Origin of the sequence: Arachidicoccus terrestris (genome assembly GCF_020042345.1) — a bacterium.
GTDB lineage: Bacteria > Bacteroidota > Bacteroidia > Chitinophagales > Chitinophagaceae > Arachidicoccus > Arachidicoccus terrestris.
In genome coordinates, this window is record NZ_CP083387.1 from 423,867 (window position 1) to 442,054 (window position 18,188).

The window sequence follows — 18,188 nt, forward strand, 5'->3', positions numbered from 1 at the left end:
ACAGTGGATGAATGTCTCATGTACTTTGAATAGATGGTACAACGGGGTTTCTTTTCCAGGATGACCCCTTATTAAAAAGACTTGAAGCGCTTCAGGGCATCTGGGTACCGGCAGCCCAAGATGCCCTGAAGCCTTAACAAAATACACGATAACCTATAAAAGCATGACTATGGGCATGGAACTGGAAATTACGGAGAGTGGCTTCGGGCAGGTGGAAATCTTTAATGAGCTGACACCCGATATGCAGCGCTTCCATCTGGAGGGGACAACGCCCATGGTGCTGAAAGGTCAGGGTTTCAAAGCGCTGATGCAAGAATTCCGGGGTGAGCGGTTCAGCGCCTGGTATAGTCGCTATTGGATCAAGAGCCCGACGGTACTTAACGCTCGCGGAAATATCCCGTTTCTGGAGCTGCGTATCGGCTGGCGTAATATCATCAGAGGCAGCATGGAATCGATCGATGAGCCGGAGCTAAAGATGCATTATTTTACCATCAGCTTCGATACCCATGTCAATACCACCGCCATATTCGAAGCCGCGGCTCAGTACGAGACCTTTGACATTCATATCGATGTCAGGATGCTCTATGAATTCGGGGTGGACTATAAGGTGCTGCAGGAATTTATCGACAAGGTGCTGACTGGCAGGGCGGGTAATATCGGCGACACCACCTACAGCTGTCCCAAGATCATGATCGACGCGGTTTTCGCGATACTCACGAGTCCCTACAGCGGCAAGGAAAAGAAACTCTTTATGGAATGTAAAATCAAGGAAATACTGATCTCGGCCCTGGTTTCGATCGGGACTCCGGAAAAGATACTACCTTCGGTGCTGAACAGCAAGGATAAGGAGAAACTGGATGAGGCCAGGCAGTTTATCGCCCTCTCCGTTCCCTCCTACCCCGGCAATAAAAAAATCTGCCGGCGGACGGGGCTGAATGAGACGAAGCTGAGTGTTGGATTCAAGCATTTCTTTGGGCAGTCGCCCTATGATTATTTCCTGCATCAGAAGATGCTGATGGCAAAAGAGATGCTGCTCTCGACGGACGACACCATGGAAGTGATTTCGGCGAAGCTGGATTATAGGTGGGCGACGGCTTTCGCCCGTGAGTTCAAGAAGCATTTTGGGTATACGCCTTCGGATTTCGCAAGAAATCACGGCAGGCCGAGAAAGAGATAGAACGGATCTGCGCATTTATGAATTTAGGACGCAGGTCATTGAGACATTCTTTAGGAAAGTTCTTTGATAATATTGGATAACAGGTAGGCATTATTAATGAAATGCCGGAAGGATGAATGGTTACTCATACTGGACATTTAAAATGTCAAAAGGTGAATCCAGCTGAGGATAGAGCTTTTTTACGAGCTGGATCATCCCCTGACTGTGATAGCCCCGGACAATAGAGAGTGATTTACCTATGATCGCCATGATCTCGGTAAAGGTCTTATGCTCGTGGTAGCATAACCTAAGAATCCGTTGGCTGGGCTCAGTAACGGTTCGTAAGGCAGTTTCCAGTTTCTGGGAGCCATGGTCTTTTAATAGTTTTTCCCAGAAGGCGGTTCTGGCCTTTGGGGAATTGATAGCCTTCATAAGGAAGATTTTTATTGAGCAATTTAGAAGTTAAGTGATTGACTTCCCATGTTTTAAATGTTTATAGATGACTGTAAGTGTCTATAAGCGATTATAAGTATTTATTGTTATTACGTGTATAAAAGCGTTTGATTAGATATATGAAACCTGTTTCCGAGATTGACCGCTATGTCATTCAAAAGGTAAGGGAGCGGAGAAAAGCCTTGAAGCTAACTCAAGAAGATATTGGTGCTGCTCTTGGCGTTTCTTCCAGTTTTATCGCCCAGATCGAAAGTGATAATACTGACGCTCGCTATAACTTAAAACATTTGAATGAACTGGCGCTGGTGCTCAAATGCACCTTGTATGATTTACTTCCGGAGAAGCCCTTCAGATAAGGGTTTCCATCGCTCTCCCACTTTGATCGGTTCCGATACAAAGATATAAATTAAAAATCAGATACTAATCTATAGATAAGTATTTTTTATTCAAAAAAAGAAAAAAACGGTTTAGGGTTAGCGGTTTTGAAAAGAATGCAGATGGAATTTCTTTAAATGCCGCCTTCTCATCTCTTAGTTATTTATATCCCGTCCTGTAAGTATTATCAAGCTTGTTATGAATTATCGTCGCCACAACCAAAACTTCCGTCATTTGTGTAAGCTGCGTATCCTCAAATATTTTTGGATTATGTGCTTTGGGGTTCCTATACATTGAGAAAAAACCCTTACAGAAATTACCGAACCCTTTATGCTCGCTTTCTTCGCTCGGTGTCTGCAAAGTGTTAAAGGCCAACATTGGCTTTTTCTCTTTCCCTAATGCGAAACAATCATCCACTAAATCCGCGCCGTCAGAGTTGTAGCCGCTTTTCTGCCTAAGCTTTTCTGCTACACTTTTAGTAATTTCAAGAATGGCGTGGAAATAATTATCTTTCAGCCATTCCGCTTCGCAGTACGGAAGTATGTCAGCGTGGACACCAATACCATGAACCTTCTCTTTAATTTTGAGTGACCTGCCCTTCGCTTCAGAAATTGTTTTTGCTTTGTCCACAAGCTTTGGCAGACCCGACTTATCAATTTCAATCCCCTCATAGGCCAATTTTTCGTTTATACGCGCTCTATTATTTTCAAACGCCTCTTCAGAATTATATCTTTTTGGGTTTAAAAGCCTCAGCACAAAGGCCAGAACGTTATTTCCACATCTATCCTGTTCTTGCCGCTCCTTAAGCGCATAAAAAACTCTGTCCGTTTTGTTTGTTCCCTGTGGAGATTCAGAAATTCCTGCACTAGAGAATGCCTCTGTAATCTGCCTGTGTGTTAGCATATCTGAAATAATATCAGATAGATTTCTTAGTGTTATGTCATCAAAAGATTTAGTCATAGAAATATTCCTGGTTATCTTTTAAAAGAAAAAAATCGTCATTCCCTCTCCATAATAATTAATTTAAAATTTTAAATCAATTAACCTTTGAGTTACGTTTTAAAATCTTTTCAAATAAATACTTACTCGCAATATTGGATTGACTTTCCAAAAACTCCTCCTTTAAATATTTAGCTAGTATAGCATGAAGCATTGAAAAAGATGTTATAAACATTCTTATTGCTTCTTTAATTTTATGAAGTTTATCCCCAAATGGTTGTCTCGACGCTTCAAAATAAAGAATCCCAAAGTGATCATATTTGGAAAAAAGCAAATAGCTATCATAGATTTTAGATAATTCTTTGAATCTCCTAGTAGTTGCAATTCTCGTAAATAATTCAGCTGGAGAATATCGGTTTGCATTCCTTAAAACAGGTTTTGTACCATCATTCGCATACGAAGCAAAAAATATATTATACCTGGAAACAAGATTTTTATAAGTTTGCTCGAGCATTTCCCTCGAGATCGTATTAACATCCTTTGCCATTTTAACGTATTTCAGTGTATGTTCCAGACCATCCGATAACATTGTATCACAAAACGCCTCAGCGGCCTTCAATCTTGCAGCTTCATCTTTGTAATTACCCTCCTCAGCCATAATATGAAACAAATTATATACTGATAAAGCATCCAGCAAAAGACTCCTTAAAATAATCCCACAAGAAAATTCTAAGTCAGGCTCTTTTTCAATATTTTGAAGTAATAAGGCCATTGATTTTGAGCCCTTTGAAAGTCTTTCAATCATACATATACAAAAGAACGGCAAACCTATATTTGCTTTACCATCCAAATAATCCATAGTTGAATTGGCATGGTCAATAATAAAATTCAAATGCTTAATTGAAGTAACCATTGTAATCATGTTTTGGTAGAGATAGCAATTTACGACCTATTCTATTTAATGGCAAATTCAAAAAACGGTTTAGGATAAGTTGTAGACGACTCAGGGTTGGTGGTGCGCCTCCTTTCCTGCCCATCTTTGCTGCCATGGAAAAATATAAGTTAAGAAAAACAATCAAATAAAGAAGATGGGACTGATCACCTGGAAAATCTATTTCGAGTTACTGGCGCTGCTGATAATCGTCTATTATCTGGCTATTTATCTGCTCTTTTTTAAGAAATGGAGGGGTATAAAGCGGCATAACACGGAGCATGATTTGACTATAGAGGAGCCTGAAGGAACAAAATCAGCTCTCCCTGACATAGACGTCCCTGGCTCCTACTCCAAATTGACTAGAGATTTTCCGGATCAGACGCCTTAAAGAAAATGCCCCGCGGCGCAGCATAGCTAAGTAGATCATGATTTGTTGGTGAATAATGCAGTTTGGGGACTGCAAAAACTGCGCGCGGGGCGCCTATATTTTCATCTGGGAACGTAAAAAAAGCGGCTGCCATGAAGTCCGCTCCTGCGGTCGCCCGTCTTTTCTTAACCGGTTTGGGCGGGTCGGCTGACAGGTTCTTAAAGATTATTACATACTAAAAAACACCGAACAGAATATATGAGGGGAAGGAAAGGAATTGTGGTGATGCTACTTTTTATCAGTGTATCTATGATGGCAGAGGCACAGAACGGAACGGCCGGCATCGAGCAGGCCAATACGCAGGTCAGAAGTTATTTTGACGTAGGCTGTAATCTGATGTATGCCATCGGTGCGGTACTCGGCCTTGTAGGCGCGATCAAAGTCTACCAGAAATGGCAGCATGGGCATCCGGATACCGGCTCCACGGCGGCAGCTTGGTTTGGGAGCTGCATTTTCCTCGTGATCGTAGCAACTGTTCTAAAATCTTTTTTCGGGGTCTAAATACCAAGGAAAACTAAACCATTACCTATGGCAAACAGTGTCTATGAAATCAATAAGGGGATCAATCAGCCGCTGGTCTTTAAAGGTCTGAAAGCGCAGTATATCTGGTACCTCGGCGCAGGCCTGGTCATCCTGCTCATTTTATTCGCAGTACTTTATCTGATCGGTCTCCCTACAATGGTAATCCTTGCCTTTATCGGCACCGCGGGCTTCTTTTTGTTTACAAAGGTCTATAAGCTCAGCAAGACCTATGGGCAGTACGGGATGATGAAAAAAGCGGGCAGGCGGTTACTGCCGAGGGTGATCAAATGCAGGAGCCGGCGGTTATTCCTAAATCAATAGTAAAACGATCGTTATGGAGCATGAATTACAGGGTATCAACTTGGAAGGGGCATTATATATCGTGGACGCTAGGCTGGATGCCCTGATAGAACTCGGGAATGAACGCAACTTGCTCCGGTTTAGCGAAATGGATTATACCGACACCCATTATGAGCTGAAATACCAGCCGGATACCCGCCAGATTGCCAGTAAGCGGGAAATAGAAATTAGGCAGTATATGACTGTGAAGCTGCCGCATCTGACCAGCCTGGATCCGGAAGGTATGGCGGAGCGTTGCCAGAAGACGGCATCAGAAATCAGAGGAATGACGGATTATGATGCGCTGGTAGATCCAAAAGCCCTGGAACTTCGGATGAAAGGCGAACTGCCGAGGGTGGAGATCCTGGGACATACCTATTATGCGGACGTAAGGATGGGGAGTATCCGGCCAAAGGATGAGTTTCAGACCGGGAGACTGAACGCGCAGGTCCTGAATCAATATTTTTCCCCTGACGGGAGTCATTACCGGGTGCCCATGGATCCGGTGACTAGAGAGATTAGAGAAGTAAACTGGGAGAAAATCACAGAGATCCCGAAAAATATCGTTCTCGTGGACATTCCAAGCATCCAGCGGCTGGATCCGGTGGGCTATGCCCGGGATCTCAAGCTGGAACCCAAACAGTTTTTAAGGAACCATCCGCCCAGGCAGGAGCATGTGGCGAGGCAGGTGAACTGGTCAGATACGCTGGTTCATGAGATCATTCTGGCCAACAGGATCAGGGATTCCATGACCAGGCTGGAGCGAACGATCCGGCAGGATGTTCGGCAGAAAGAGCGGCCGAGCCGGCAGCAGAAGCCCAAGAATCTGCATTAAGGGGGCATAGAGCGTTAAGCGCTTAAAAGCATTTATAAGTATTTCTAATTATTTAAAAGCAGATAATTAAAACTTGTGGAAAAACAACTGGAAGATATCTATCCGATCATGGAAGTAGCCCATGACGCCATTATGAGTAAGCAGGGTGATATTACGCTCGCTTACCGGGTCACCCTCCCGGAGATCTTCACCATGTCTGACGAAGAGTATGAAACGCTGCATCAGGCTTTTGTCAAAGCCGTCAAGGTGCTGCCGAAAAACAGCATTCTTCATAAGCAGGACTGGTTCGTTAGGGAAAGCTACGAGGCCAATTTTGAAAAAGAAAGCGCCGGTTTTCTCTCCCGCGCCAGTGAGCGTTTCTTTCATGAGCGACCTTATCTGCATCACGAGTGTTTTATATTTCTCACCAAAATGCCGGACAGCCGCCGTCCGTCCAGCTCAGTGATCAACAGCCTTACCCGGCCGCACCTGGTACCGGAAGAAACAATGAGCGATTCAGCGATTCAAAGCTTTGAAGACGCCGCGGGTCAGTTTGCACATATTCTCTCTGAAGCCGGCATCGGCATACAGCGACTTAAAGAAGGGGACATTTTGAGCACTAAAAAAAAGCCGGGTATTATTGAACGGTATCTGTTCCTTTCTTCCGCAAATGCTAAGAGAGCCATTCTGGATATTCAGCTGAAAGAGCATTTAAGAATCGGGGCTAAGCACTTGCAAGTTTATACCTTGGCGGACGCGCAGGATCTACCGCAGTTATGTGGCAGCAGGATCAATTACGATAAATACTCCACAGACAGAACTAAGTTTTCCGTCGGCTTTGCGGCGTCGCTCGGATTACTGCTGCCTGTAAACCATATCTATAATCAATATATCATCCTTGGCGATACGGCGGAGACCATCAAGAAACTGGAAGCAAAGAAGCTACGACTGCAGTCCCTTGCTGCCTATTCCAGAGAGAACGCCATTGCCCGGGATGCGGTGAATGATTTTCTAAATGAATGTGTCACCGATCAAAGTTTGCCGGTAAAGGCGCATTTTAATGTAATAGCCTGGACAGAAAATAAGGCTGAGCTGAAAGATATCCGCAATCTGGTGACGACCGCTATGGCGGGCATCGACGCCACGGCCAAAGAAGAAACCGTAGGTGCGCCGCAGATATTCTGGGCCGGGATACCCGGGAATGCAGGCGATCTGCCACAAAACGATAGTTTTGACACCTTTGCTGCGCAGGCCTCATGCTTTTTGAACCTGGAAACCAATTACAGGGACAGTATCAGCCCCGTGGGTGTCCGGTTGGGAGATCGGCTTACGGGAAAGCCTGTGCACGTTGATATTTCCGATGAGCCGATGAAGCGGGGCATTACCACCAACCGCAACAAATTTATCCTGGGTCCCAGCGGATCGGGCAAATCCTTTCTCACCAACCATTTACTGAGAAGCTATTATGAACAGGAGGCGCATTTAGTCATCGTGGATGTGGGACATAGTTATAAAGGACTATCGGACATGGTGGGCGGTTATTATTTTACCTACTCAGAGACAAGTCCGATCCGGTTCAATCCCTTTTATATTGGCAAAGGAGACACACTAGATACCGAAAAAAAGGAAAGCATCAAGACTTTGCTATTGGCTCTATGGAAAAAAGATGACGAGGCGTTTACCAGGAGTGAATATGTGGCGCTCTCCAACGCTCTCAAGGGCTATTTTGAATTCATAGAAAGCACCGGAACGATCTTTCCCTGCTTCAATAGTTTTTATGAATACCTGCAGACGGATTTTTTGGAGGTACTGAAAAAAGATAAGGTCAAGGAAAAAGATTTTGATATCGATAATTTCTTATTCGTGCTGAAGCCTTTTTATACAGGCGGGGAGTTTGACTTCTTGCTTAATGCGAGCGAGAATCTGGATCTCTTGGAGCAGCGGTTTATTGTCTTTGAGCTGGATAATATCAAGGACCATACGATCCTGTTTCCGGTCGTCACGCTGATTATTATGGAGACCTTCATCTCCAAGATGCGCAAGCTAAAGGGCATCCGTAAGATTATTCTGATCGAGGAGGCCTGGAAGGCGATTGCCAGGGAAGGCATGGCGGAATATATCAAGTATCTGTTTAAGACCGTCCGGAAATTCTATGGCGAGGCCTGGGTGGTGACCCAGGAAGTGGAGGATATTATCTCCTCCCCCATTGTCAAGCAGGCGATCATCAATAATTCGGACTGCAAGATCCTGCTGGATCAGTCAAAATACCAGAACAAGTTTGAGCAGATCCAGGAGCTCTTGGGATTGACGGAAAAAGAGAAGGCGCTGGTATTGTCGGTCAATAAAGCCAATGATCCCAGTCGTAAATACAAGGAAGTATTTATATCGCTCGGTGGAATGTTATCCAAAGTCTATAGGACGGAAGTGAGTCAGGACGAGTATTATGCCTATACGACAGAGGAATCGGAGAAAGTCCGGATGCAGGGGTATACCGCCAAATACGGCAGTATTGAAAAGGGTATCCGGGCCATGGTGGAGGCGGAAGAGAATAAGTAATTATAAGCATTTTCAAGCAATGAATATGAAGCATTTAAAAACGGTTTTGTTGAGCATGGGATTGATCGCTCTGATCGCTTTGGCAGGCTGCGGGCACTCAGGGGTGGATGCCAACGATCTCTCCGGCGTCTATGTCCGCAGTTTTGAAGGAGAATTTTCGGTGGGTATAGATACCCTAAAGCTCGTGAAGAGGGAGAACGGTAGCGACGAACCCGATCAATACACCATTCAGCGGACACTCGCATATCAAAAGATCATTGACGGCGAAATGCAGGTGGACACCCTTTACAAGCATCAAAGTTGGCGTGGCATGTATGATCCGGAGCACCAGATATTGAAGATCCGGCCGTCCGGAAAGGCCTTAACGGTTGACAAGGAGCGTCAGGAGATCTCTTTAGGTGAAGGTATTTATCACAAAATAAAAGAGTAATGGCTATGAGAAGAGTTCTGATTTTACCGATAACTTTTTGTCTGGCACTGTCACTCAGTGCGCCGGTGGTAAGCCATGCGCAGCAGATTCCAGGCATCGGCAGTATCACCGGGCTGGTCAAACGGGTGATCAAGGCCATAGATCTTAAAGTACAGCGCCTGCAGAACAGTACGATCGCGTTGCAGAACGCGCAAAAGGCGCTGGAAAATACCATGTCCAAATTGCACTTAAATGAAATTGCCCATTGGGCGCAGCAGCAAAAGGATCTCTATGAAAAATACTTTAATGAGCTCTGGCAGGTAAAAACACTTATAAGCGGGTATCACCGGGTAAAAGAGATCTCTCAAAAGCAGGTAGCGCTTGTAAATGCTTATAAACGGGCCTGGGGGTTGTTGCAAGCGGATCAGCATTTTACCCCTGATGAGCTGGGCTATATGGGCAGCGTGTACAGCGGGATACTACAGCGAACGCTGGAAGATGCCGGCAGCCTGTTGAGCCTCATATCATCTTTTACCACGCAGATGAGTGATGCGGACCGGATGCAGATGGTGGACCGGGTGGCGAAAAGCGTCGACGCGCACTATAATGATCTCAAACGATTTAATGCTGAGAACGCGGTGCTATCGCTACAAAGGAGTAAGGACGAGAAGGATGCGGAGATCGTCAGGTGGATGTACGGGTTGTAAATTAAAATCAAAAGGCATTTTATGAAAAAGGTATGGGTCATTCTTATTTGTGTCGCGACAATTGGCGGTCTGCGTGCACAGACATTCTCAGAGTTATTTAAGCAAAAGAAAACGCAGGAGAAATATCTAGTCCGCCAGATAGCAGAACTGCAGAGCTATATCGCGCTTGCCGGAAAGGGATACGGTATCGTAACTGACGGACTGCAGTTTATCGGTGATCTTAAAAACCGCCGGTTCAACCTGGATAAGGACTATTTTTCTTCCCTGGAAAATATCAGCCCTACGGTCAGAAGTGATGAAGATATTACGAGTACCATCACGCGCTATAATGATATCCGGGCGCTCAGGGAGAGATCGAAAAAAGTCGGGCAGAGTCATTACCTCCACGCCTCGGAGAAGGAATACATTGAAAAGGTCTGGGCGAATCTGTTCTCGAAATGCAAGGAGGACATGAATCAACTGGAGGCGCTCACGACGCCCGGGAAGTACAGGATGAAAGAAAGCGAAAGGATAGACGCCATTCATAAAATCTATCAAGGAATGCAGGATAAATATGATTTTGCGTGTCAGTTTTATAATGAGGCCAGTATGCTGATTATTCAGCGAATGAGAGAAAAGGCAGATGTAGGGACGCTCAGGAATCTATATGATATCGAACCTTAGGGCTAAACCATGTCAAGGTAGCGCTCTAACCTAAATATTAAAAAGTATTCAAAAGGGGGGTAATAATGAATCGAAAATACTGGCTAATAATCTTGATGACAATTTACACAGCTTTTTTAGGAATGAACAAGCTCAAGGCTCAGGATCAGGAGGTAAAGCAGTTGCTGCTGGATGTGGAGAAGTTAGCGCAGTTTAAAAAGATCCTATCGGATATGAAGTCCGCCTATACGGTGGTGATGAGGGGGTATACGACGGTTCGGGATATTTCAAAAGGGGATTTTAACCTCCATAAGGTATTTCTGGACGGGCTGATGGCGGTGAGTCCGGTTGTCAGAAATTATAAGAAGACAGCGGATATTGTTTCCATGCAGCTCAATACCCTCCGGGAATATAAAGCCGCTTTTAACCGCTTTAAAGCAAGCAACATGTTTCAGCCGGATGAAGTCCTTTATATAGGTCGGGTCTATAATAATCTGCTGGATGCCAGCCTTAAAAACCTGAGTGACCTGACGACGGTCGTAACGGCCGGGCGACTCCGGATGTCAGACGCGGAAAGGCTTTCAGTCATCGACCGGCTCTATGATGACAGTTTGGATAAGCTCAGTTTTCTGAGATCCTTTAATAACAATACATCGGTGCTGGCGCTGCAAAGGCGAAGGCAGTTAAGGGAAGTGAGGACGGTGGAAGGACTGTATGGGCGTTCTAATCCATAGCATTCGATGAATGCGTAAATACTTATAAGCACTTAAAAATACTTCTATGAATATAAGCCGTATTCGGGCCATTGCCATAATGGTTCTGGGGATCGCTGTCCCCAATTTACTGCTGGCGCAGGACGGAAGCAGTTCCCTGGCTGGGGATATCCAGGGGCTGCACGCCGTCCTGGACCAGCTCTATAACAAGATGATGCCGATGTGCAGTCAGCTGATCGGGGTTGGCCGGGCCATCGCCGCTTTCGCGGCGCTCTGGTATATCGCGCAGCGGGTCTGGCGCCATATTGCCAGCGCGGAGTCGGTGGACTTCTATCCCCTTTTGCGCCCTTTCGTGATCGGCTTCGCGATCCTGGTATTCCCGGCGGTGATCGCCATGATCAACGGCGTACTGAAACCCACGGTCACCGGAACGGCAGGTATGGTAACGGGCAGTGACGCCGCGGTAGCGGCGCTTTTAAAACAAAAAGAAGAAGCAGTGAAACAAACCGATGCCTGGCAGATGTACGTCGGCCAGGCGGGTGATGGCGATAGGGACCGTTGGTATCAGTATACGCATCCGGGCGAAGAACCCGCCAGCGAGGGCATGTTTGAAGGGATCGGCAACGATATCCGCTTCGCGATGGCGAAGGCTTCTTATAATTTCAGGAACTCCGTCAAGGAATGGATGAGCGAAGTCCTGCAGGTGCTGTTCGCCGCAGCCTCCTTATGCATCAATACCATACGGACCTTTAATCTGATCATTCTGGCCATCCTGGGCCCCTTGGTATTCGGGCTCGGCGTTTTTGACGGCTTCCAGCATACGATCCGTCACTGGCTGGCCCGGTATATCAACGTGTTTTTATGGCTGCCGGTAGCCAATATTTTCGGGGCCGTGATCGGCAAGATCCAGGAAAACATGCTCAGGATCGACCTTGCGCAGGTGCAGTCATCAGGCGACACCTTTTTCAGCTCGACGGATATGGGCTATCTGATCTTTATGATCATCGGCATCATCGGCTATTTCACGGTGCCTTCCATCGCAGGTCATATCATGCATGTGGGCGGCGGAGACGCCATCGGCAGCAAGGCCACCGCGCTGGCAGGCGGTATCGCGGGTGGCGCCGTAGCGGGCGCCATGACCGGAGGAGCGGCGGGCATATCCGTCGCGGGTACAGCCGCCAGAAACATCGCCGGCGCTACCGGGCATTTTGACTCGGGTTATCACCAGGGATCTTCCGGCGGCGGTGTGGCGGCAAAAGCGGGCCGGGCTTACGGCCGGGCTACTCATTATATGAAAAACAAGCTAAACGGTAATCCATAAGTGAGTGTAAGTATATGGAAATGTTTATAAGCATTTATAAGTCATTAAAACATTGACCCAGTCTATGTTCCAGAAAATGAAAAATATTGATAGCGCATTCAGGTATGTTCGGCTGTTTACAATCATCATCGTTATCGGCAGTTTGTTGCTGGACGGCGTTGTCTTTTTTAAAAGTTATCAGCTGTCGGCTTCCTCACAAAGTAAAATCTATGTACTGGCCAGCGGCAAGGCGATCGAAGCCTTCGGATCGGTCAGAAAAGACAATCTCGGCGTAGAAGCCAGAGATCATATCAAAAGGTTCCACGAATACTTCTTTACCCTCGCCCCGGATGACGATCAGATCAGGATGGGCATTCAAAAGGCGTTATACATGGCGGACGGCTCCGCCAGAAACATCTATAGTAGCCTTCAGGAGAACAATTATTACGCGCAGCTGATTTCCGGAAATGTCAGCCAGGAAGTGATGATCGACAGCGTGCAGCTGAATTTAAACGCCTATCCCTATTACTTCCGGCTATATGGGAGCGAGAAGATCGTGCGGCCAGTGAGTACTACTTACAGAAGTCTTGTAACGGAAGGGTATCTCAGAGAAGTACCCCGCAGTGACAATAATCCGCACGGGCTATTGATCGAAAAATGGAGCATTTTAGAAAACAAAGATTTAAAAACGGTCGCCAGATGATAAGAAACAAAAAAAGGAGGCGCCAGAAAATAATCAGTCAGATTTTTCAGAGGCTTGATTCAGCCACCCGCCGCAGACAGCACCAGATGGCAGAATATCTCAACCGGAAAACGGCAGGCTTCAGCCAGCGCAGATGGATTTGGCTCCTACTGCTGTTCTCAGGGCTCTTTGGCGCGGCGGCCTTGAAAGTTGGGCTCAACAGCATGAACAGGCCGTTTCAAGGCGGGAATTTTCAGCCGGGAGGCATATCAATCCCAAAGCTCATTAGTGAGCGGCGGTTCATGGATAGTCTGGCAGGTTTTGAGCAGTGGCGTAGGAATCATTATAAGCATTTAGAAACAATTAAAAACGGGAGTCATGATAGACAAATCAAATAGTTCAAACAAATCAGGTGATATAAAAGATCTGAAGTCGATAAAAAAAGAGCGGCAAAGGAAATTTTTAATCGTGCTTCCGTTGGTCGTCATTCCTTTTATGACGCTACTATTCTGGTCAACCGGTATTGTAGGCAGCGTGGACGCGCAGAGCGTGAAGGGCGCTGCTAATAGAAAAAGCGGATTTAATTTTCAGCTACCTGTGGCGAGGCAGGCCAGTGACAGCAACTGGAATAAGATGCAGTATTACGAGAAGGCGGATAAGGATTCGGAGCGGATGCGGTCACTTATCAGAGCAGCTGAGGCTTCTGAGGTGGGTGAAACACAGGATATTTCGGGGATGGCCATGCCACTGGATCCAAAGGAAAAGGCAATCGAAGAGAAGATCGCAGCCATTCATAAACGCTTACAGGCACCTCCAACGGCTATGGATGACGTCAATCCTGAAAACTCTTCGTACGCCAATGAACTTCCAGATCCGCCGCCAGCGGAAAAGGCTGCGGCGCTCCGAAGAATCCGGGAGACGGCGCGATGGGCGGCGGGCGGCAGTTTGCCGGAAGAAATGGCTGGCGCAGAGGCTCTTGAAACGGCAAGTGTCGATCCCGAACTGGAAAAACTGGACGGGATGCTCACTAAAGTACTGGACATCCAACACCCGGAAAGGGTGAAGAAAGAAATACGGCAAAGGTCGGAGCAAAACAAAAAACTCGTGTACCCTGTCCGCAAAAAAGAACGTACCGTTACGGTGTCCTTATTGAACGGTCATCCGGAGCAAAAAAGAAGCGGCGGATTTTACGGGCTGAATGGCAGCGACCCGACGGACAGCACGTCTATTAGGATCAACACGATTCCGGCCGAAATCCCCGAGGAGCAGGTACTTGTCAACGGGGCTACAGTGAAGCTTCAGCTCCTGTCCGATGTCCATATCCATGGCGTCCCAGTAGCTAAAAATCAACCGCTCTATGGAGTTGCGGCGCTGAAAGGCGAAAGACTGGAGATTCTTGTCCATTCCATTGGATATCAGGGGCGGATCTTACCGGTGGCGCTCTCAGCCTATGATCTGGACGGACAACAAGGGCTGTTTATTCCAGGTGCGATTTCCAGAGATATCGCCAAGCGCTCAGCTGGTCAGGCGGTGGAGACGCTGAATTTCGGGGCTTACGGGGCCACGCTGGGTGCTCAGGCGGCGAGCGCGGGCATACAGGCGGCTGGACGGCTGATCGGAAAGAAGGTACAACTGGTGAAAGTACGGGTTCGAAGCGGCTACCGGCTATGGCTGAAAGACCTGAATATCAAGGAGAACGAATAGAGCGTGTCTTATTGGATAACTACCCTGTCGTTTTGGACACATGTATTGTATTGTCCTGTCCTATCGGATAAGCGGGATGTCTTACCGGACAACTTTTCCGTCTTATTGGACACATTGAATGTCTTCCCAGACACCTGGGTTTGTAAAATTTCACTTAAACGAAAAATATAGAGCGATGAGAAAATGGATTTTGATGACGGTGATCAGCATATTCGTAAGTGGCGGTTTATTCGCTCAGCGGGTAATAGCGCCTACGGCAGTGTCGCCGAGATGCCGGGTGGCGGTCGCGGTCAATAAGACCAGTAACATTATCTTCCCTTATGCCATACGAAGCGTGGACAGGGGAAGTGAGGGCGTGATCGCGCAAGTGGTTAAGGGATTCTCCAATATCCTGCAATTGAAGGCCGGGGATACGGCGTTTTCCGAGACCAATCTGACGGTGATTACTTCGGACGGTAAATTCTATTCTTTTCTGGTGGCCTACGCGGCAGACCCGAAGGTTCTGAACCTCTCTTTCAGAGGGCAAGGGGAAGCGTACGCGGACGGGCTGGCTCTCACGGACGGCCATAACGAGCAGGCGCTTGAAAGGGACGCGGCGGGGATACTCCAGGCCGGCAATTTTTTACATAAGAGCATCGTCAGTCAAGGCATGCGGCTCCGGCTCGCCGGCATTTACCTGAAAGATGACCTGATGTGGTTCAGGCTGCGGCTCACGAATTATTCCGAGGTGGCTTTTGACCTGGACAACACGACGTTTTCAGCGGTGGATAAGAAACAGGCGAAAAGAACCGCCAGGCAAGAAATACGACTTTCACCGGTGTATTCGGAAGTGGTCGAGTCGGTAGAAGGAGGCCGTTATACGGATCTGATCCTGGCATTTAAGCCATTTACGCTATCCGGGGCTAAGCGATTAAAAGTACGTATAAACGACAAAACGGGCGGCAGACATCTGATTTTAACCCTTCCGTCCAGAAAGCTGCTCAGGGCGAGGACGCTTGAGTAGAAAACATACGACCAGCGGATAAGCATTTACAACTATTTATAAGTAATTAAAAACAGTAAAAATGGAAAATGAAGTAGAGCAGTATCACGAAAGGCAATTTCAGCGTATCGGCATGCCGGAAGCCTATAACGACGCGCTAAGAGAACAGATGCGGCAGGGGAAGGAAGAACTTCATGTCAGGCTGGAAAAAGAGATCGACGGTGATAAGGTTGAAGCACTGATTTATCTTAAGAAATTACCGGCGCTGAATTCCTATGAGCTCAAACGTTTTGACCTTAGCTTACAACGCCCAGGTCAGAATGAAAACATTTCGCAGCGATTCTACCTAGGAGAACACCGGAAGATCTATAACGATGACGGCAAGCTGACGTACCGTCAGAACCGCTATACCCTAAAAGAGGCCTATAACCTACTCTCCGGTCGCCCCGTCTATAAACGCCTGGTCAGTCGTGACGGCGTTTCCTTTGAGGCCTGGGTAAAGATGAACCGGCAAAAGAAACTGGCGAACGGCAACCATGAGCTCAATTATTTTACCAAAAACTACGGCTATAAACTGGAAAATGTCCTGAAAGAGTATTCCATCAAGGAACTCAACTTACCGAAATACCTGGGTTATATGATGGAGTCCCTGAACCGGGGCAACCTGCAGCTGGCGACCTTTGTGCACAAAAACGGGGTGGAAGAGCAACTCTACATCTCCCCCGGCATTAGGACCGGATCGCTGCATGTCTACGATCAGGAGAAAAGGCTGATTCCGGTGAAAGCCTTAATAGAGCGTGGACTGATCTCAAGGGAGCTTGGGCAGAAGCTTGGACAAATTGAAAAAACGCGTCAAGAACAAAAGCAGGCACCTCAAACAGCGCAGAAACCAGATCAGAAAACCCGGCCCAAAATGGAGTAACATTCAGGATATGTGCGTTCAAAAATCTTCTATCATCTTAAAAAGAGAAGTATGACCAGTGAAGTGAATGTGGATGATTATCATAAAAACGAGTTTCGGCGCATCGGTATTGAAGAAGGGTTTGGAGAGCATGTACAAAAGCTGTTTTCTACCGGCAACGATACAGTAGACTATAATTTTCAAAGAAAATTTGGCAGGGATCAATTGGAAGGAACGATCCGGTTTAAAAGAGACGAGCTGTTAAAGCGGTACGACATCAGCCATCTTGAGCTTCATTTACAAAAGGCCGACACCGTGGAAAAAATCGGTCAGCGCTTTTATTTTCAAAAACTAAGGGAAGTAGCGCAAAGGGACGGATCGACAATAAAACATTCATTTAAAGTTACCGTGCAGGAAGGTTATAATCTTCTTTCGGGCCGGCCCGTGCGTAAACTTATGCTCGATAAAAATAACATGCAGATCGACAGTTGGATCCGGCTCAATTTCAAGGAGCTCTCTCCAATTTCACGTAACCACAAGCTTATAATAGAGCCCGTTGCAAGTTTTGACTTAAAAGAAGTCTTAAGAGAATATACCATATCAGAAAACCAGCATCATGCACTCATCAAAAGTCTGGAAAGAGGGGATCTTGCAATGACTACCTTTCTCAATAATAAATCAGAAACAGAACGCCTATATATCTCTCCCGACACAAATATGTATTGCCTTAACCTATATACCCATGAACTTAGGCCGGTTTCCTTAAATGAACAAAAAGAGCTGGGGATAATACATCCCTCTCTTATCAAAAGGCTGGAGCAAATACCTTCCACAAGAGAACTTTTAAAGAAAATCACATCCCATACATTAAAGAGAACACAAAAGATCGGGTGATATGGAATCAGAAAACGTCAACCTATTCGCACTTATAGATAAAATGCAAAACGATTTTAGGGTCGGTCCTCTGCATATCAGTCTTATGATGGCCATTCTACGGTTCATGAGAGAACAGCAAAAAGGAGATGTCATTACCGTTAAGGGGCAGGTATTGCGGGAGGCCTCGAAAATTGCCAGCAAGAGCGCTTATCATAAGTATATCTCGGAGCTGCATCATTACGGATATATCCGGTACGAGTCTCAAAGCGGCAGCAGGAAGGGAAGTCGTATATGTATAACGGAAGCATTTTAAATACCACATTTATCATTTAAAGGGGGCAAGGGATGTATGAATACAAGTTCGAAGAGTTACCTCGTGCGATCGGCCTGTTGCACGAGAAGGTGGATCATATAGAGGTGCTGTTGGGAAAACTTAAACCCCAACAAGAGAAAGTCCCTGATCTGCTGACCATAGCGGAGGCGGCCGCTCTATTGGGTCTGGCAGTTCCTACGATATACGCCAAGGTCTGCCATAGAGAGATCCCCTTTTTCAAACAGGGCAAGCGGCTGTATTTTTCCAGGCGGGAGCTCCTGGAATGGATCCAGTCCGGTAAAAAGAAAACTTTCAAGGAGCTGAAAGAGGAGGCGGAAGGGTATTTTAAAAAGAGAAGGTGAGCTACAATAACAACTATACAAAAATATTGAAGTAAAATCTAGTTTGAACAAAAAAATTGCTATATTACTACTTATAGCATTA

General features: G+C 46.4%; 23 protein-coding genes. 20 read left to right on the forward strand and 3 right to left on the reverse strand.

Features of this window, described 5'->3' with window-relative positions; all coding sequences use genetic code 11:
• Positions 1-163 precede the first annotated feature (163 nt).
• Entirely contained in the window at positions 164-1,177 is a 1,014-nt protein-coding gene (locus K9M52_RS01595; protein ID WP_224070320.1) for a helix-turn-helix domain-containing protein, read from the forward strand.
• Positions 1,178-1,297: 120 nt separating this feature from the next.
• Here the strand turns inward: K9M52_RS01595 and K9M52_RS01600 are convergent, their stop codons facing one another.
• Positions 1,298-1,588, reverse strand: coding sequence for a hypothetical protein (locus K9M52_RS01600; protein ID WP_224070321.1), 291 nt, complete (start codon positions 1,586-1,588; stop codon positions 1,298-1,300).
• A 140-nt stretch (positions 1,589-1,728) separates the two neighbouring features.
• Here K9M52_RS01600 and K9M52_RS01605 point away from each other — a divergent pair, with 140 nt between their 5' ends.
• Positions 1,729-1,965 (forward strand): helix-turn-helix domain-containing protein, encoded by a 237-nt coding sequence (locus K9M52_RS01605; RefSeq protein ID WP_224070322.1) that lies wholly within the window; start codon positions 1,729-1,731, stop codon positions 1,963-1,965.
• A 178-nt stretch (positions 1,966-2,143) separates the two neighbouring features.
• Here K9M52_RS01605 and K9M52_RS01610 read toward each other — a convergent pair whose 3' ends face one another.
• On the reverse strand, positions 2,144-2,944 hold the full coding sequence (locus K9M52_RS01610; RefSeq protein ID WP_224070323.1) for a TIGR02391 family protein: 801 nt from the start codon (positions 2,942-2,944) through the stop codon (positions 2,144-2,146).
• Between the two features lie 76 nt (positions 2,945-3,020).
• Entirely contained in the window at positions 3,021-3,836 is an 816-nt protein-coding gene (locus K9M52_RS01615; protein ID WP_224070324.1) for a hypothetical protein, read from the reverse strand.
• Positions 3,837-4,011: 175 nt separating this feature from the next.
• Here K9M52_RS01615 and K9M52_RS01620 point away from each other — a divergent pair, with 175 nt between their 5' ends.
• The 18 genes from K9M52_RS01620 (at position 4,012) to K9M52_RS01705 (ending at position 18,106) form a co-directional block, all read left to right on the forward strand.
• A complete protein-coding gene (locus tag K9M52_RS01620; RefSeq protein WP_224070325.1) occupies positions 4,012-4,245 on the forward strand; it encodes a hypothetical protein in 234 nt (77 codons plus the stop codon).
• A 237-nt stretch (positions 4,246-4,482) separates the two neighbouring features.
• Entirely contained in the window at positions 4,483-4,785 is a 303-nt protein-coding gene (locus tag K9M52_RS01625) for a DUF4134 domain-containing protein (protein WP_224070326.1), read from the forward strand.
• A gap of 27 nt (positions 4,786-4,812) precedes the next feature.
• A complete protein-coding gene (locus tag K9M52_RS01630; RefSeq protein ID WP_224070327.1) occupies positions 4,813-5,127 on the forward strand; it encodes a DUF4133 domain-containing protein in 315 nt (104 codons plus the stop codon).
• A gap of 13 nt (positions 5,128-5,140) precedes the next feature.
• A complete protein-coding gene (locus K9M52_RS01635) occupies positions 5,141-5,980 on the forward strand; it encodes a hypothetical protein (protein WP_224070328.1) in 840 nt (279 codons plus the stop codon).
• Positions 5,981-6,055: 75 nt separating this feature from the next.
• The gene (locus K9M52_RS01640; protein WP_224070329.1) at positions 6,056-8,515 is read left to right on the forward strand and encodes a TraG family conjugative transposon ATPase; all 2,460 of its coding nucleotides are present in this window, start codon (positions 6,056-6,058) and stop codon (positions 8,513-8,515) included.
• A gap of 25 nt (positions 8,516-8,540) precedes the next feature.
• Positions 8,541-8,945, forward strand: a complete 405-nt coding sequence (locus K9M52_RS01645) for a hypothetical protein (protein ID WP_224070330.1) — start codon at positions 8,541-8,543, stop codon at positions 8,943-8,945.
• Positions 8,945-9,631 carry a conjugal transfer protein TraI gene (locus tag K9M52_RS01650; protein WP_224070331.1) on the forward strand — a complete coding sequence of 229 codons (687 nt, stop codon included), beginning with the start codon at positions 8,945-8,947 and terminating at the stop codon, positions 9,629-9,631. The genes K9M52_RS01645 and K9M52_RS01650 overlap by 1 nt, the downstream gene beginning before the upstream one ends.
• Positions 9,632-9,652: 21 nt before the next feature.
• Positions 9,653-10,294 carry a hypothetical protein gene (locus K9M52_RS01655; protein WP_224070332.1) on the forward strand — a complete coding sequence of 214 codons (642 nt, stop codon included), beginning with the start codon at positions 9,653-9,655 and terminating at the stop codon, positions 10,292-10,294.
• A 122-nt stretch (positions 10,295-10,416) separates the two neighbouring features.
• Positions 10,417-11,007: a TerB family tellurite resistance protein gene (locus K9M52_RS01660; protein ID WP_224070333.1), complete on the forward strand. Its 591-nt coding sequence runs from the start codon at positions 10,417-10,419 to the stop codon at positions 11,005-11,007.
• A 79-nt stretch (positions 11,008-11,086) separates the two neighbouring features.
• Positions 11,087-12,307, forward strand: a complete 1,221-nt coding sequence (gene traJ, locus K9M52_RS01665; RefSeq protein WP_224071880.1) for a conjugative transposon protein TraJ — start codon at positions 11,087-11,089, stop codon at positions 12,305-12,307.
• 76 nt (positions 12,308-12,383) lie between these two features.
• Positions 12,384-12,989, forward strand: a complete 606-nt coding sequence (traK, locus tag K9M52_RS01670; protein WP_224070334.1) for a conjugative transposon protein TraK — start codon at positions 12,384-12,386, stop codon at positions 12,987-12,989.
• Positions 12,986-13,366, forward strand: a complete 381-nt coding sequence (locus K9M52_RS01675; RefSeq protein ID WP_224070335.1) for a hypothetical protein — start codon at positions 12,986-12,988, stop codon at positions 13,364-13,366. The genes traK and K9M52_RS01675 overlap by 4 nt, the downstream gene beginning before the upstream one ends.
• Positions 13,347-14,672 (forward strand): conjugative transposon protein TraM, encoded by a 1,326-nt coding sequence (traM, locus tag K9M52_RS01680; protein WP_224070336.1) that lies wholly within the window; start codon positions 13,347-13,349, stop codon positions 14,670-14,672. Before K9M52_RS01675 ends, traM begins: the two co-directional genes overlap by 20 nt.
• A gap of 175 nt (positions 14,673-14,847) precedes the next feature.
• A complete protein-coding gene (gene traN / locus K9M52_RS01685) occupies positions 14,848-15,675 on the forward strand; it encodes a conjugative transposon protein TraN (protein ID WP_224070337.1) in 828 nt (275 codons plus the stop codon).
• Between the two features lie 61 nt (positions 15,676-15,736).
• Positions 15,737-16,576: a hypothetical protein gene (locus K9M52_RS01690; RefSeq protein WP_224070338.1), complete on the forward strand. Its 840-nt coding sequence runs from the start codon at positions 15,737-15,739 to the stop codon at positions 16,574-16,576.
• 12 nt (positions 16,577-16,588) lie between these two features.
• Positions 16,589-17,449: a hypothetical protein gene (locus K9M52_RS01695; RefSeq protein WP_224070339.1), complete on the forward strand. Its 861-nt coding sequence runs from the start codon at positions 16,589-16,591 to the stop codon at positions 17,447-17,449.
• A 1-nt stretch (position 17,450) separates the two neighbouring features.
• The gene (locus tag K9M52_RS01700) at positions 17,451-17,744 is read left to right on the forward strand and encodes a hypothetical protein (protein ID WP_224070340.1); all 294 of its coding nucleotides are present in this window, start codon (positions 17,451-17,453) and stop codon (positions 17,742-17,744) included.
• A gap of 32 nt (positions 17,745-17,776) precedes the next feature.
• Positions 17,777-18,106: a helix-turn-helix domain-containing protein gene (locus K9M52_RS01705; RefSeq protein ID WP_224070341.1), complete on the forward strand. Its 330-nt coding sequence runs from the start codon at positions 17,777-17,779 to the stop codon at positions 18,104-18,106.
• Positions 18,107-18,188 lie beyond the last annotated feature (82 nt).